This is a genomic window from Ramlibacter sp. (assembly GCF_035655895.1).
Taxonomy (GTDB): domain Bacteria; phylum Pseudomonadota; class Gammaproteobacteria; order Burkholderiales; family Burkholderiaceae_C; genus Ramlibacter.
In genome coordinates, this window is the sequence record NZ_DASRTN010000013.1 from 175740 (window position 1) to 190967 (window position 15228).

The 15228-nt window shown below is 71.1% G+C and carries 13 protein-coding genes; 5 read left to right on the forward strand and 8 right to left on the reverse strand.

Going from position 1 to position 15228, the window contains the following annotated elements:
* Nucleotides 1-3: 3 nt before the first annotated feature.
* From VFE82_RS15190 to VFE82_RS15205, 4 genes are read right to left on the reverse strand one after another with little or no spacing between them, the layout of a single operon-like run.
* Nucleotides 4-1170: a DUF3108 domain-containing protein gene (locus tag VFE82_RS15190; RefSeq protein WP_325001156.1), complete on the reverse strand. Its 1167-nt coding sequence runs from the start codon at nt 1168-1170 to the stop codon at nt 4-6.
* On the reverse strand, nt 1149-2912 hold the full coding sequence (locus VFE82_RS15195) for a peptidase M61 (protein ID WP_325001157.1): 1764 nt from the start codon (nt 2910-2912) through the stop codon (nt 1149-1151). Before VFE82_RS15195 ends, VFE82_RS15190 begins: the two co-directional genes overlap by 22 nt.
* Nucleotides 2909-3646, reverse strand: a complete 738-nt coding sequence (locus VFE82_RS15200; protein WP_325001158.1) for a DsbC family protein — start codon at nt 3644-3646, stop codon at nt 2909-2911. Before VFE82_RS15200 ends, VFE82_RS15195 begins: the two co-directional genes overlap by 4 nt.
* Nucleotides 3647-3680: 34 nt before the next feature.
* Nucleotides 3681-4787, reverse strand: coding sequence for an FAD-dependent monooxygenase (locus tag VFE82_RS15205; RefSeq protein ID WP_325001159.1), 1107 nt, complete (start codon nt 4785-4787; stop codon nt 3681-3683).
* A 75-nt stretch (nt 4788-4862) separates the two neighbouring features.
* Between VFE82_RS15205 and VFE82_RS15210 the strand changes: the two genes are divergently transcribed.
* The gene (locus tag VFE82_RS15210; RefSeq protein ID WP_325001160.1) at nt 4863-5723 is read left to right on the forward strand and encodes an MOSC domain-containing protein; all 861 of its coding nucleotides are present in this window, start codon (nt 4863-4865) and stop codon (nt 5721-5723) included.
* Here VFE82_RS15210 and VFE82_RS15215 read toward each other — a convergent pair.
* The gene (locus VFE82_RS15215) at nt 5720-7516 is read right to left on the reverse strand and encodes a sensor domain-containing diguanylate cyclase (RefSeq protein WP_325001161.1); all 1797 of its coding nucleotides are present in this window, start codon (nt 7514-7516) and stop codon (nt 5720-5722) included. The genes VFE82_RS15210 and VFE82_RS15215 overlap by 4 nt on opposite strands.
* Nucleotides 7517-7547: 31 nt before the next feature.
* Here VFE82_RS15215 and ychF point away from each other — a divergent pair, with 31 nt between their 5' ends.
* A complete protein-coding gene (gene ychF, locus VFE82_RS15220; RefSeq protein ID WP_325001162.1) occupies nt 7548-8642 on the forward strand; it encodes a redox-regulated ATPase YchF in 1095 nt (364 codons plus the stop codon).
* Nucleotides 8643-8676: 34 nt separating this feature from the next.
* Here the strand turns inward: ychF and VFE82_RS15225 are convergent, their stop codons facing one another.
* Together VFE82_RS15225 and VFE82_RS15230 are read right to left on the reverse strand one after the other, a co-directional pair.
* Nucleotides 8677-10146: a hypothetical protein gene (locus tag VFE82_RS15225; RefSeq protein WP_325001163.1), complete on the reverse strand. Its 1470-nt coding sequence runs from the start codon at nt 10144-10146 to the stop codon at nt 8677-8679.
* 104 nt (nt 10147-10250) lie between these two features.
* Nucleotides 10251-10724, reverse strand: a complete 474-nt coding sequence (locus VFE82_RS15230) for a YqaA family protein (protein ID WP_325001164.1) — start codon at nt 10722-10724, stop codon at nt 10251-10253.
* A gap of 128 nt (nt 10725-10852) precedes the next feature.
* Between VFE82_RS15230 and dusB the strand changes: the two genes are divergently transcribed.
* Genes dusB through purH form a run of 3 tightly spaced genes read left to right on the forward strand, consistent with a single transcriptional unit; the run spans nt 10853 to nt 13754 of the window.
* A complete protein-coding gene (gene dusB, locus VFE82_RS15235) occupies nt 10853-11893 on the forward strand; it encodes a tRNA dihydrouridine synthase DusB (protein WP_325001165.1) in 1041 nt (346 codons plus the stop codon).
* Complete coding sequence (locus VFE82_RS15240) at nt 11890-12129, forward strand: Fis family transcriptional regulator (RefSeq protein ID WP_325001166.1); 240 nt, start codon at nt 11890-11892, stop codon at nt 12127-12129. Before dusB ends, VFE82_RS15240 begins: the two co-directional genes overlap by 4 nt.
* Nucleotides 12130-12182: 53 nt before the next feature.
* On the forward strand, nt 12183-13754 hold the full coding sequence (purH, locus tag VFE82_RS15245; RefSeq protein WP_325001167.1) for a bifunctional phosphoribosylaminoimidazolecarboxamide formyltransferase/IMP cyclohydrolase: 1572 nt from the start codon (nt 12183-12185) through the stop codon (nt 13752-13754).
* A gap of 69 nt (nt 13755-13823) precedes the next feature.
* On the opposite strand, the gene hemL is transcribed toward purH, so the two are convergent.
* Nucleotides 13824-15119 (reverse strand): glutamate-1-semialdehyde 2,1-aminomutase, encoded by a 1296-nt coding sequence (hemL, locus tag VFE82_RS15250; protein WP_325001168.1) that lies wholly within the window; start codon nt 15117-15119, stop codon nt 13824-13826.
* Nucleotides 15120-15228: the final 109 nt, after the last annotated feature.

Genomic DNA, 15228 nt, shown 5'->3' on the forward strand with positions numbered 1-15228 from the left:
CGGTCAGCGCTGGTCGATCGCCTCGACCAGCAGGTCGATCGCGGCTTCCTCGCCCATGTTCACGCGGATGCGCACCGGCAGGTGCTGCAGGCTGGGCGCGAACCACATCTCGGCGGTGATGTTGCCGCGCGGGTTGGCGATCGGGCGCGGCTTCAGGTGGAACGCCTCGATCTCGCCCAACGCCGTGCGCAGCACCTCGCGCCGGACGATGTCGTAGGTCCACAGGTCGACGGCGCCGGGACGGGCCATCCAGAAGCTCACGCTGCGGCCGACCTCGAGCCGGGCGCGACCGGTGGCGAAGCGGTGGCTCAGTTCGACGAACTGGCTCGCCGTGTCCTGCAGGCCGGGTGGGCGGCGCAGCACGTTGCCGTTGGCCAGCATCACCTCGCTCTCGCCCATGCGCAGGCCGCGAGGCCGGCCGTTGCGGATTTCCTCGTACGCGAGCGGCACCAGCATGTCGCCGCCGACCTCGCCCTGGCTGGTCATCACCAGGCTGGCCAGGAAGGTGACGTCGACCTCGACGCGCACCTGGTAGCGCGTCTCCTGGCGCTGCCACAGCACGCGGGCGTTGCCGTACAGGTCGCCCCCACGGAAGTGCCCGCCCAGCCGGTAGCGCAGGCGGGTGTCGGCCGGCCAGCTGTCGGCGGTCGTGGTGCTGCCGGAGGCCGGCGCGCTGGCCGCCACCACCGGCGCCGAGGCGGCGGGCTGCACCGGCGCGGCAGCGTTCGCGGCGGCAGCGCTCGCCGGGTCCCTGGGCGCCGACGCGGCCCCCTCCGGTGCCTGGGCGACCTGGTCCGCGGCCGGCTCGGGCGGGGACTCGGGTTCGGGCGCGGGCTCCGGCCGTGCTTGCGCCGCCGCGGGCGATGGCGCGGCCGCCGCGTCGGCGGGTGCCGAAGCCGCCGGCGCGGGTGGGAGGGCCCCGGGCTGCAGCCGCGCGGTCGGTCGGCGCGCGGGTGCCGCTGGCGCGGCCGCGGCGGCGGCGACCGGTGCCGGCGCCTGCGGCGTCAGCAAGCGCGTGTAGAGCGGCGCCGCCATCGGCTGGAGCACGCCGGGCTGCAGCTGCAGCCCGGAGGCCCAGTGCAGCACGGCGACGTGCCCGGCGAGCACGGCGGCGACCACCGCGAGCAGGACGCGACGCGGACGCGCGCTCAGGCGTTCGCCGCGAGCCATGGCTGCGCCAGCGCGGCGTCGCGCAGCACCAGGCGCCAGGTCGTCGCGGCGGCAGGCAGGTTCAGCTCGAGTCGCAGGATGCGGCGGTCGCGCGCCACCAGCGCGATCACGCGGCGGTGCGTGCCGGCGTACAGCAGCAGGTCGTCGAGCTTGGCGAGCCGCCAGGCCGTGCCCCCGACCTCGACGCCCAGCCACTCGTCGTTCGCGGCCATGCCGGCCTGCTCGGCCGCCCCGCCGCGCAGCACGGTCTTGAGCTTGACCGAGCCGCCGGCCTCGTCGGCGCGGACACCCAGCCGCTGCTGCAGCTGGGCCGGTTCGTCCAGCGCGAAGATGCCCTGCTTCTGCAGCAGGTCGGCCAGCGGCAGCTCGCGCGTGCCGTGCACCCACGCCGCGATCTCGCGGGCGAAGCTGCGGCCGCCCAGTTCGCGCAGCACGCCGGCGAAGTCGGCCTCCGACATCGGTCCGGCCTTGCAGCGCTGCCACAGCGCGCGCATCACCTCGTCCAGCGTGGTGTGGCCCTCGACCCGCAGCGTGAGGTCGAAGCACAGCGCGACGAGCGCGCCCTTGGTGTAGTAGCTGACCGTCGCGTTCGGCGTGTTCTCGTCCTGCCGGTAGTACTTGACCCAGGCATCGAAGCTCGCCTGCGCCACCGGCTGCACCTCGCGGCCGGGCGTCTGCAGCACCTGGTTGATCGTCTTGTTCAGCAGGCGGACGTAGGTGGCCTCGTCGATCAGCCCGGCCCGGCGCAGCAGCAGGTCGTCGTAGTAGCTGGTGAAGCCTTCGAAGAACCACAGCAGCTGCGTGTAGTTCTCGCCGGTGTAGTCGTAGCGCGCGAACTCCGCGGGGCGCAGCTGCTTGACGTTCCAGGTGTGGAAGTACTCGTGGCTGATCAGGCCGAGCAGCGTGGTGTAGCCGTCGCTCATGCGCGATTCGCCCCGCCGCGGCAGGTCGCGGCGCGAGGCGATCAGCGCCGTGGAATTGCGGTGCTCCAGTCCGCCGTAGCCGTCGTCCACCGCATTGAGCATGAACAGGTAGCTCTTGTGCGGCGGCCGCCGGCGGTCGTGCCAGAAGCGGATCTCGGTCTCGCAGATCTTCTGCATGTCGGCCGCCAGCCGCGCGCCATCGAAGGCGTCGGTCGCGCCGGCGACGACCAGCCGGTGCGGGACCCCGCCCGCGCGGAACTCGGTGCTCCAGAAGCTGCCCATCTCCACCGGGCAGTCGACCAGCTCGTCGTAGTCCTGGGCCAGGTACAGGCCGAAGCCGCGCTTGCCGGTGCGCAGCGGGGTCAGGCCGGTGGCCGCCTCCCAGCCCGGGCGCGGCGACGCCAGCTCCAGCGCGTGCGGCTGCGCTTCCTGCCCGTGCACGCGCAGGCACAGGCTGGTGCCGTTGAAGAAGCCGCGGTCGGCGTCGAGCCAGGCAGTACGGACCGAGTTGTCGAAGGCGTACACCTCGTAGCCCAGGACCAGCGGCGTGCCGGGTGCGCAGTCGACCTGCCAGGTGCACTTGTCCACCTGCTGCAGCGGCACCGCGCGGCCATCCTGCCGCGCCACCAGCCGCTGCAGGTTCTTGGAGAACTCGCGCACCAGGTAGCTGCCTGGGATCCAGACCGGCAGCGACACCCGTTGCGCCGGCTGCGGCTGGTCGATCGTCAGCGTGACGTGGAAGAGATGGGCATGCAGGTCGGCCGCCTCCACCCGGTAGTGCAGGCGGTACGCGGGCCCGCTGTGGGCGCGCGGGCTCACTGGGCTTCGGCCAGCCGCTTCTCGAAGTCGGCGGCGGCGATGGCACCCGAGATGCGCTTGCCGTCGGCGAACACGAGCGTGGGCGTGCCGGTGATCTGGTACTTGCGGCCGAACTCGCGGTTGCGGTCCAGGGCGGTGGTGTCGCAGCCGGGCGCCGGCGCCGGCGGGACGACGATGTCGCGCACCATCCAGTCCTGCCAGGCGCGGCCCTTGTCGCGCGCGCACCAGACGTTGCGCGACTTCACCAGCGAGTCCGGCCCCAGGATGGGGTACAGGAACATGTGGATGGTGACGTTGTCGACCCGCTGCAGCTCGCGCTCGAAGCGCTTGCAGTAGGTGCAGTTGGGGTCCTGGAACAGGGCCACGCGCCGCTTGCCGTTGCCGCGCACGATGGTGAAGGCATCCTTGAGCGGCAGACGGTCGAAGTCGATCGCCAGCAGCCGGGCCATGCGCTCCTCGGTGAGGTTGCGCTGCTTGCGCATGTCCAGCAGCTCGCCGTGCAGGAGGTAGTTGCCTTCCGCATCCGTGTAGTACACCTCGGTGCCGATCCGCACCTCGTAGAGACCCGGCATCGGGGTCCTGGTCACCTCGTCGATCGGTGCGGGCTGGCCCATCTGCGGCAGCCGCTCGCCCAGGTTCTTGCGGATGGCCGCCTCCTGCGCCGCCGCAATGCCGCCCAACAGCAGGCCTGCGGTCAACAGCGCCGCACGCCAACCGTGTCTCGAACTCGTCATCGTCACTCCAAACATCGTTGCGACCGCGACCGGCTCACAGCCGGCCGGCCGCCTGGCGAACCACCCAGGCCTTGAGCGGCCCGGCGGCCTCGAAGCCACGCATGCCCCAGTTGCGCACCGCGGCCCACGCCGGGTGCTCCTGCGCGAAGAGCTGCTGGAGCCCGTCGGTGGCGCCGCCGATGGCCAGCACATCGGCCTTGCGGGCGCGCTCGTAGCGCCGCAGCAGCTTGGCGTCCCCGAGGCCGCGCCAGTATTCCCGCTCGCGCAAGACCTGCGCCAGCGACCGGGCATCTGCCAGGCCGAGGTTCAGGCCCTGGCCGGCGAGCGGATGCACGCTGTGCGCCGCGTCGCCCGCCAGGGCCCAGCCGGCACCGCACCAGCGATCGGCCTGCGCGATCTGCAGCGGCCAGGTCGCGCGCTCGCCGGCCAGCGTGAGCCGCCCCAGGCTCTCGTGGCTCGCGTTGGTCACCAGGGTCTCGAACGCGGCCGGCTCGGCCTGCATCAGTGCGGCCGTGCGATCCTGCCGAACCGACCAGACCAGGGCCACCGTCGATCCGCCGTCCGGTGCCGCGCTGCCGCCCAGCGGCAGCAGGGCGAGCACTTCGCCACCGGCGAACCACTGCCGCGCCACATGACCGTGCGGTCTGTCGCAGCGCAGGCGGGCCGCGATCGCGCACTGCCCGTAGGGGTGCACGTCGTACTGCACGCCGAACTCCTCGCGCGTGCTGCTGCCGCGGCCTTCGCACACCACCGTGAGGGCGGCCGGCTGCGGCTGCTCCAGCAGCGTCACACCGGGCTGGAAGCGCAGGGCGTCGGCCAGGCGCTGCTCGAGCGCGGGGACGTCGACGATCCAGGCCAGCGCCGGATCGGTGCCGGCCTGGAAGCGGACCACGCCGCCGTCATCGCCGTGCACTTCCATGCCGAGCACCGGGGTCGCGTGGGCGTCGTCGGGCCAGGCACGCACCGACTCCAGCAGCTGGCGCGAGGCCGCATTGAGCGCGTAGGCACGCACGTCGGCGGTCGCCGGGGGCGGGCCGCCCTGGACCAGGCCGACCCGCAGGCGTTCGGCCGCGAGCAACAGCGCCAGGGAGCGGCCGACGATGCCCGCACCGCGGACACAGACGTCGAGGGAAAGGGGCATGCCGGATTCTAGGCGGGGGCTTCGGCCTCCCGTGGGCGGGGCACAATGCTCGCCGTCGAGTTCCCGAAGATTCCCATGAGTTCCGAGTCGCCCGAGTTCCTCGGCCGCATCGCGCGGCTGTTCGTCTATCCGGTCAAGTCCTGCGCCGGGGTGGAAGTCGCCGAGGCGGTGCTCACCACGGCCGGTCTCGACCTGGACCGGGCCTGGATGGTGGTCGACGCGCAGGGCCGGGGCGTCACGCAGCGCGAACTGCCGCGCATGGCGCTGGTGCGGCCGCAGCTCAAGACGCTGGAGGTCGTGCTGCGCGCACCCGGCATGCTGGCGCTGCACCTGGCGATCGACTCGGTCGAGGCGGCGGTGCGGGTGCGGGTGTGGGACGACGAGGTGCCGGCCTACGACATGGGCGACGTCGCGGCCCAGTGGTTCACCGATTTCCTCGGCCAGCCGCTGCGGCTGGTGCGCTTCGACCCGGACCATCGGCGCCTGTCCAACCTCAAGTGGACGGGGGGCATCGAGGCTCCCAACCAGTTCAGCGACGGCTACCCGGTGCTGGTCACCAGCGAAGCCTCGCTGGCCGGCCTCAACCGGCGCCTGGCGGCAGCCGGCCACGCGCCCGTCGGGATGGAGCGTTTCCGCCCCAACATCGTGCTGGGCGGCGTGGAGGCGCACGACGAGGACCGGGTCGACCTGCTGCGAGTGGCGGGCGGTGCCGTGGTGCTCAAGCCGGTCAAGCCGTGCCCGCGCTGCCCGATCCCGAACATCGATCCGGCCACCGCGCAGGCGAGCCCCGTCGTCGGCGACACGCTGCAGGGCTACCGCCAGGATGCGCGGCTGGGCGGGGCGGTGAGCTTCGGCATGAACGCGATCGTGCTGGCGGGCGACGACGAACTGCTGCGCGTCGGCCAGACCGTCGCCGGCGACTGGCGCTTCGACTAGGCTGCGCCGGCCGTCGCCGGCAGCGGAAATTCGCTGTCGGGCGCGATGTCCGCCGGCTGCGTGTCTTCCGGCTCGACGAACCGGATCGGACGCCGCGTGCGCGGCGACATCGAGGCCAGCAGCTCGGCCAGCGCATGGGCCATGGCCGCCGGTTCGCCGATGCGCTCTCGCAGCAGCACGGCCGCGACGTGGAAGTGCAGCGTGACATCCGGCTTGAGGCCGGGCAGGGGCATCAACCCGGCGGCGATCAGGCGCGCGGCGCGCTCGGCAACCGCCGGCCGGCTGCTCGCACCTTCGAGGATCAGGCCGAAGCGCGCTTCGCCGATCCGCCCGACGGTGTCGACGTCGCGCACCACGCGGCGCAGCTTGATGACGCTGCGCAGCAGGCTCTGCTCGGCCACCGCCGGGCCGTGCGCGGCCTTGATCCGCGGATGGTTCACCAGGTCGATGAAGATGATCGCGGCGTCGCTGCGGTCACGGTGGAACCGGGCGACCACCTGCTGCAGGCGGTCCTGGAACAGGAGGGGCGCCAGCAGGCCGGTCAGGGCATCCTGGCTCGACAGCGCCTGTTCCCGGATCTGCGCGCCGTGGCGGTCGCGGGTGCGAAGCGACAGCGCGACCAGCAGCAGGGGGACGTCGGCCACCATCGCGACCACTGCGGCGTCCTGCGCCGTGACGGAGATCGCCAGCCAGCCCAGCATGCGCAGCACCGTGGCCACCACGGTTGCGGCCAGTGGCAGGTAGGCGACCAGCACCCAGAACCCGACCGGGTCGCGGCTCCTCCAGGCCGAAGCGGCCAGCACGATGTTGAGCGCCGCGGTCAGCACCAGGTACCCCGACATCAGCTGCACGGCGAGGTGCCGGGGGGCCAGCAGGTAGAGCAACGCGAGCAGCGCGCCGGACCAGCCGGCTGCCGAGGCGAAGCGGCCGATCCGGGGATGCCGTGCCGTGGTGCCCGTGAGGTCGCGCACGAACAGGATCGCGGCGCCCGCGCCCAGGCAGGCCAGGGCGCCGGGGGCCACGTCGCTCAGGAAGCCGGACCAGGGCCACAGCAGCTGCGCCGCCACCCCGGTGTAGGCCGCGGCGCAGAGGGTGCTGATCGCCGCATACAGCGCGTACCACCCGTAGATGCGGTCGCGGTAGGCCCAGCTCTGGACCAGGCATGCGGTCACCAGCAGCAGCAGCGCGCCCAGGCAGGCGCCCAGCAGCAGTGACTCGCGCTGTAGCTGGCGACTGTGCATGGCATCGCTGGTCAGCCGCATCGGCACGGTGGAGCGCACGCCACTGCGGATCTGCACGTACACGTCGCGCACCTGGCCGGCAGGCAGATCGAGCCGGAACGACGGATAGCGTCCCGGTTCGGGCCACAGGTTCACCGCCAGGCTGTTGCCCGCGCTCTGCACCCGCCAGCGGCCGCGTTCGTCCTGCTGCCACAGGTCCACGTGGTCCAGCAGCGGGTTCGGGAACGACAGCAGCCACTGCTGCCGCTCGGCCGGTCCGCGTTGCAGCCGCAGGCGCACCCACAGCGCGTTGTCCGGCCCGAGCGGATGGATGGTGCCGGCCGCCAGCGGTGCAAGCGAGGCGCCGCGCACGACGTCCTCGATCCCGGCGCTGCCATGGGTGTCGAGCCAGGCGCGGGCCAGGACTTCCGCGGCGACCGGCGCTGCGTGATCGGCGAGTGGCACCGGCGCTTGCGGCGGTGCCTGTGCGAGCACCAGCGCGGCCGGCAGCAGCCAGCCGGCCAGCCAGGCGAGGCAACGCGCCGCCGCGCGGGTGCGGCGGGGGCTTGGCATACACTTTCCCGCTTGTCTGTCTGGAACTGCCATGAGCTTGAAGTGCGGCATCGTGGGCTTGCCCAACGTGGGCAAATCGACCCTGTTCAATGCCCTGACCAAGGCGGGAATCGCCGCCGAGAACTATCCCTTCTGCACGATCGAGCCCAACGTGGGCATCGTGGAGCTGCCTGATCCGCGCCTGGACCGGCTCGCCGAGATCGTGAAGCCGGAGCGCATCGTACCGGCCATTGTCGAGTTCGTCGACATCGCGGGCCTGGTGGCCGGCGCCAGCAAGGGCGAGGGCCTGGGCAACCAGTTCCTGGCCCACATCCGCGAGACCGATGCCATCGTGAACGTGGTGCGCTGCTTCGACGATCCGAACATCATCCACGTGGCCGGCAAGGTCGACCCGGTGTCCGACATCGAGGTGATCCAGACCGAGCTGTGCCTGGCGGACCTGGGCACCGTCGACAAGAGCCTGGCGCGCTACACCAAGGCCGCCAAGTCGGGCAACGACAAGGAGGCCGCCAAGCTGGTCGCGCTGCTGACGCGGCTGCAGGCCGCGCTGAACGAGGGCCGGCCGGTGCGCACGCTGGCCTTCAGCGACGAGGAGCGCGCGCTCCTCAAGCCGCTGTTCCTGATCACGGCCAAGCCCGCGATGTTCGTGGCCAACGTCGACGAATCCGGTTTCGAGAACAACCCGTTCCTGGACCGGTTGACCGAGTACGCCGCCTCGCAGAACGCGCCAGTGGTGGCCATTTGCGCCAAGATGGAAGCCGAGATGGCCGACATGGGCGACGAGGACAAGAAGATGTTCCTGGCCGAGATCGGCCAGGACGAGCCGGGTCTGAACCGCCTGATCCGGGCCGCATTCAAGCTGCTCGGCCTGCAGACCTACTTCACGGCCGGCGAGAAGGAAGTGCGCGCCTGGACGGTGCGCATCGGCGCGACGGCACCGCAGGCCGCGGGCGTGATCCACACCGATTTCGAGCGCGGCTTCATCCGCGCCCAGACCATCGGCTTCGAGGACTACGTGCAGTATGCGGGCGAGCAGGGCGCCAAGGACGCCGGCAAGATGCGCAGCGAAGGCAAGGAGTACGTCGTCAAGGATGGCGACGTGATGAACTTCCTGTTCAACGTCTGAAGGGCGGCGCCGCCGCCCGGCGGCCCACCCGCGGCTAGCGGAACGTGATCGTGCGGTCGTTCACCCGCACCTTGCGCACTTCCCAGTGGCCGGCCTTCAGCATGGCGCTGTGGCCCAGGATCAGCCAGGCGCCCGAATGCGCCAGCCCGCAGACCGCCGGCGCGCTGCCGGCCAGGGCCGAAGCCGTGTTGCACGCCGGGTCGGCCGCGCGGTTGCGGAACATGCCCGCATCGGCGGAGATGCCATCGACGATGCACGCGTTCGGGTAGCGGGCGAAATCGAAGCCGGCCAGCGTGGACTGGCTGCCATGCACGCTCTCCTCGACGCCGGTGTCCTGGTCGACCGCGGCCCCGGCCGAGATCCGCCAGCCGCCCGACTCCGGGGTGAAGGTCATGCTTCGGAACTCCGCTCCGATCTGCACCGGCGGCTGCAGGAAGGTGTAGTAGGGATCGAAGGTCAGGATGCGGCGCCGGTTGCGGGCGTCCTGCACGGTGGCGCCGGCCGCCAGCGGCGTGGTGTCGCAGTTCAGGTCGACCATCAGGTTGACGGCGACATACGGCAGGCTGGTGTCGGTCTGCGTCGGCAGGGCACCCAGCGAGCGCAGGTCGAGCGTCATCTGCCGGAAGTCGTGCAGCTTCATGCCCGCGAAACCCGGCAGCTGCAGGATCGCCTTGTTGCCGTTGCCGCCGCCCACGTAGGCGCCCACCGCGCCGGCGCCGGCCGATGTCTTCAGCACCGCGACCCCGTCGGCGACGGTCACCGACGCGGCGTTGAGCTGCGGCATCGCCGCAGCCTGCGCCTGGGTGACCACGTCGGTCTTGGGCAGGTCGACCGGGCCGGTACCGGCCGTCACCACCCGGTGCACCAGGTCCGCGTAGCCGTACCCGTTGTCGGCGGCGCCCTGCATCACGGCCTCGAGCAGGTCGTCATAGGGATCGCCGGCCGCGGGGTTGAACGGGGTGGTCAGGAGGTCCTTGGCCGGGACGTCGAAGCCGGCCTCCGCCAGGTTGCGGGCCAGCGCCTGCTGCGCCGAAGGCAGGTCGGCGACCAGGCCGGCCAGCGCACCCGGGAGGTTACCGCTGTGCGCTGCCAGCCAGGCGGCGGGATCGGAGCGCGCCGCCCCTGCCACGATCAGGTCGGTGATCGGCGTGACGTTGACGGCGCCGGAACTCTGGGCGATGGAGTGCAGCGTGATCGGCGGGGTGCCACCGCTGGCGCGTACCAGGCAAGGCAGCGTCACGCCTTGCAGCGGCACCGACCAGGTGCCATTGGTGGCGGCCGTGGTCGCCAGCGTCGGGCCGGCCGCGCACAGGACGGTGATGGTGGCGCCGGCCATCGGCGCGCCGGTGGCGGCCGTTCCCTGCAGCTGCGGCGACAGGCCGCTCCCGCCGTCACCACACGCCAGCAGGGCGGCGGCAAAGGCAGTGGCGAGGGACCCCGCCACCAGTGCGCGAGGCGCCCGGCGCCGGTGCTGCGGCAGAGCCTGGTCGGCGAATGGTTCCATCCTGCGCTCCTTGCAGTCCGTGATAAAAGTCACGACTAGAGCGGGGTTGTAACGGTTTCGCCGTCACCTGTCTAGGTGTTCTTCCTTCACCCTGGGGAGGGCTGTCAGGCGCCAGAGAACAGGTGTGCGAGCGCGGACGTCATCACCAGGTAGCGCATGAACTTGCCGACCAGCATGTAGCCCACGCAGGGCCAGAACGGCAGCCGCAGCCAGCCCGCCACCGCGCACAGCGGATCGCCCACCAGAGGCAGCCAGGACAGCAGGCAGGCCTTGGGGCCGAGCCGCTCGAGCCATTCGACCGCCTTCACGTGCGCGCGCGAGTGGCCCCAACGGTCCACCACCCGATGGGCGCCGTACCCGAGCCACCAATCGAGCATGCCGCCCAGCGTGTTGCCGGCGGTCGCCACCAGGACGGCCGGCCAGAACAGCTCCGGATTGAGCTTGACCAGCCCGAACAGCGCCGGCTCCGACCCGAGCGGCAGCAGCGTGGCGGAGACGAACGAGACGACGAAGAGCGTCGACAGACCGTAACGGGGAAGCGCCAGGAGCCCCAGCGCGGTGTCGAGCCACTCTTGCATGCGCGCGGATGTTACGGCAGTCAACCCCCGCAAACCTGTAGGTGCATACGCATTCACCCGGGTCCGGATGGGCCAGGTCGCGCGCATACAATCGTGCCTCATTTTTCAGCAGCCTCTCGTCCCGCTCCATGCACATCGGCCCGTACTCCCTGGCGAACAACCTGTTCGTCGCGCCGATGGCCGGGGTGACGGACAGGCCGTTCCGCCAGCTGTGCCGGCGCCTCGGCGCGGGGTACGCGGTCAGCGAGATGGTCACCTCGCGCAAGGAGCTGTGGAACAGCTTGAAGACCTCGCGCCGCGCCAACCATGACGGCGAGCCCGGGCCGGTGGCGGTGCAGATCGCCGGCACGGACGCAGCGATGATGGCCGAGGCCGCGGCTTACAACATCGACCGCGGCGCCCAGATCATCGACATCAACATGGGCTGCCCGGCCAAGAAGGTCTGCAACAAGTGGGCCGGTTCGGCCCTGATGCAGGACGAGCCGTTGGCCCTCGCGATCGCCGAAGCGGTGGTGCGGGCCTGCGAGCCGCATGGCGTGCCGGTCACGCTCAAGATGCGCACCGGCTGGAGCGCCGAGCAGCGCAATGCCGTGCGCCTGGCCCGCATGTTCGAGGCGGCCGGCATCCGGATGCTGGCGGTCCATGGCCGCACGAGGGAGCAGGGCTACAAGGGCCTGGCCGAATACGACACTGTCACGGCCGTGAAGGCCGCGGTGGGCATCCCCGTGGTGGCCAACGGCGACATCGATTCCCCGCACAAGGCCCGTGCCGTGCTGGCGGCGACCGGCTGCGACGCGGTGATGGTCGGGCGCGCCGCCCAGGGCCGGCCCTGGATCTTCCGCGAGATCGCCCATTTCCTGGCGACCGGAGAAGAGCTCGCGCAGCCGCTGGTGGCGGAGGTGCGACGCCTCCTGCTGGACCACCTGCAGGAACACTACGCGCTGTACGGCGAGTTCACGGGCGTGCGCAGCGCGCGCAAGCACATCGCCTGGTACGTGCGCGGGCTGCCCGGTGCCGACGCCTTTCGCGCCGCCATGAACCGGATCGAGGCGGCGCCGGCGCAATGGCAGGCCGTGTCCGACTACCTCGACGGCCTGGCGCTGCTGGGCGACAGGTTGCCCGCGGTCCGGCGAAACGAACAAGAACAGAACGAAGAACAAGACGCATGAGCAAGAAACAGATCGAGGAGTGCGTGCGCACGAGCCTGGAGGGCTACTTCCGCGACCTGCGCGGGACCGAACCTGACGGCATGTACGAGATGCTGGTGAAGGTGGTGGAAAAGCCGCTGCTGGAGGTGGTCATGGCCAAGGCCGACCACAACCAGTCGCGCGCGGCAGAGTGGCTGGGCCTGAACCGCAACACGCTGCGCAAGAAACTCGTCGAACACAAACTCCTGAAAGGTTGAGACGCCGTCCGCCGGGCCTTGTCCCGGTGCCTGCGACGCTCGACACGCACCCCATGAACGCACTCCTTTCCGTCTCGGACAAGACCGGGATCCTCGACTTCGCCCGCGGCCTGCACCAGCTGGGCGTCCGCCTGATCTCCACCGGCGGCACCGCCAAGCTGCTGGCCGACGCCGGCCTGCCGGTCACCGAAGTGGCCGAGGTCACGGGCTTTCCCGAAATGCTCGACGGCCGCGTCAAGACGCTGCACCCGAAGGTGCATGGCGGCCTGCTCGCGCGCCGTGACCTGCCCGAGCACATGGCCGCGCTGCAGCAGCACGGCATCGACACCATCGACCTGCTGGTGGTGAACCTCTACCCGTTCGAGGCGACGGTGGCCAAGCCCGGCTGCACGCTGGACGAGGCGATCGAGAACATCGACATCGGCGGCCCGGCGATGGTGCGCAGCGCCGCCAAGAACTGGAAGGACGTCGGCGTGCTGACCGACGCGGCCCAGTACGAGGCCGTCCTCGCGGAGCTGCGCAGCGCCGGCCGGCTGTCGGACAAGACGCGGTTCGCACTGTCGGTGGCGGCGTTCAACCGCATCAGCAACTACGACGCGGCGATCAGCGACTACCTCTCCAGCCTGCAGGAGGACGGCAGCCGCGCGCTGTTCGGCCAGCAGGCCAACGGCCGGTTCGTCAAGGTCCAGGACCTGCGCTACGGCGAGAACCCGCACCAGCAGGCCGCCTTCTACCGCGACCTGTCCCCCGCCCCCGGTTCGCTGGTCACCGCCCGCCAGCTGCAGGGCAAGGAACTCTCGTACAACAACATCACCGACGGTGACGCGGCCTGGGAGTGCGTCAAGAGCTTCGACACGCCCGCCTGCGTCATCGTCAAGCACGCCAACCCGTGCGGCGTCGCGCTGGGCAGGGATCCGCTGGAGGCGTATTCGAAGGCGTTCCAGACCGACCCGACCTCGGCCTTCGGCGGCATCATCGCGTTCAACCGGCCGGTCGACGGCGCCGCGGCGCAGGCCGTGGCCAAGCAGTTCGTCGAGGTGCTGATGGCACCCGGCTTCTCGCCGGAGGCGCTGGACGTGTTCAAGGCCAAGGCCAACGTCCGCCTGCTGCAGATCGACCTGCCGCCCGGGGGCGCGACCGACTGGGACCGCGGCCGCAACATGATGGACGTCAAGCGAGTCGGCTCCGGCCTGTTGATGCAGACCGCCGACAACCGCGAGATGACGGTCGGCGAACTGCAGGTCGTCACGCGCAAGCAGCCGTCGCCCGAGCAGCTGCAGGACCTGCTGTTCGCCTGGAAGGTCGCCAAGTACGTCAAGTCCAACGCCATCGTGTTCTGCAAGGACGGCATGACGGTCGGCGTCGGCGCGGGTCAGATGAGCCGAGTGGATTCCGCCCGCATCGCCAGCATCAAGGCCGGCAATGCGGGCCTGTCGATGGCCGGCACAGTGGTGGCGAGCGACGCGTTCTTCCCCTTCCGCGACGGCCTGGACGTGGTGATCGATGCCGGGGCGACCTGCGTCGTGCAGCCGGGCGGCAGCATGCGTGACGCCGAGGTGATCGGCGCGGCCGACGAGCGCGGCATCGCGATGGTGTTCACCGGCGTGCGGCATTTCCGGCACTGAGCCAGGGGCAGCTGCAATGAAGAAGGGGCGCCGCGTGGCGCCCCTTCTTCATTGCCGGACCGCCGGCGCTCAGGCCAGGGCGCGGAACACCTCGCGCGCCGCCGCGACCGTCTCGGCGATGTCCTGCTCGCTGTGCGCGGCACTGACGAACCCGGCCTCGTACAGCGCCGGCGCGATGTACACGCCCCGCTCCAGCAGGCCGTGGAACAGGCGATTGAACCTGGCGCCGTCGGTGGCCATGACCTGCGCGTAGTTGCGTGGCAGCTGCGGCAGCAGGAAGAAGCCGAACATGCCGCCTTCGCTGTCGGCACTGAACGGAATGCCTGCATCGCGGGCCGCCCCCGCCAGACCTTCCACCAGTGACCGGGTGCGCGCCGCCAGCGCCTCGTAGAAGCCCGGGCGACGCACCTCCGCCAGCGTGGCCAGCCCACAGGCGGTGGCCACCGGATTGCCCGACAGCGTGCCGGCCTGGTAGACCGGCCCGAGTGGCGCCAGTTGCTCCATCACCGCGCGGGGGCCGCCGAACGCCGCGAGCGGCATCCCGCCGCCGATCACCTTGCCCAGCACCGTGAGGTCGGGCCGGAAGCCGGCGATCCGCTGCGCGTAGTGCGCCTGCGCGCCTCCGAGGCCGACCCGGAAGCCCGTCATCACCTCGTCGAACACCAGCAACGCGCCGTGCTGCGTGCACAGCTCGCGGCAGCGCTGCATGAAGGCGGTGTCGGCGCGCACGAAGTTCATGTTGCCGGCGATCGGCTCGATCATCAGGCACGCGAGGTCGGCTCCGTGCACCGCGAACGCTTCCTCGAGCTGCGCGAGGTTGTTGTATTCGAGCACCAGCGTGTGCTGCACCACCTCGGGCGGCACGCCGGCGCTGGTGGGATTGCCGAACGTGGCCAGGCCCGAGCCGGCCTTCACCAGCAGGGCGTCGGCGTGTCCGTGGTAGCAGCCCTCGAACTTGATCAACTTGCTGCGTCCGGTGAAGCCCCGCGCCAAACGGATGGCACTCATCGCGGCCTCGGTGCCGGAGCTGACCAGCCGGACCATGTCCAGGCCCGGCATCACGCCCGCGATGGCCTCGGCCAGCTCGATCTCGCGCTCGGTCGGCGCGCCGAAGGAGAAGCCCTCGAGCACCGCCTTCTGGACCGCCTCGACCACCGCCGGGTGGCCATGGCCGAGGATCATCGGTCCCCAGGACCCGATGTAGTCGATGTGGCGGCGGCCATCGGCGTCCCAGAAATACGCACCCTGCGCACGCTGCACGAAGCGCGGCGTGCCGCCGACGGCGCGGAAGGCGCGCACGGGTGAATTGACGCCGCCGGGGATGATGCGGCGGGCGCGCTCGAACAGTTCTTGGTTTCGGTCCATGGGGTTTGCTTCAAGCCACGTCGGCGCAACTGGCTGCCGGGCCGCCTGGGTCGGTGGCGCCGCCCTGCAAGGTCGGGGCCGCGGTCGCCTGGAAGGTGGATGTCGTCGT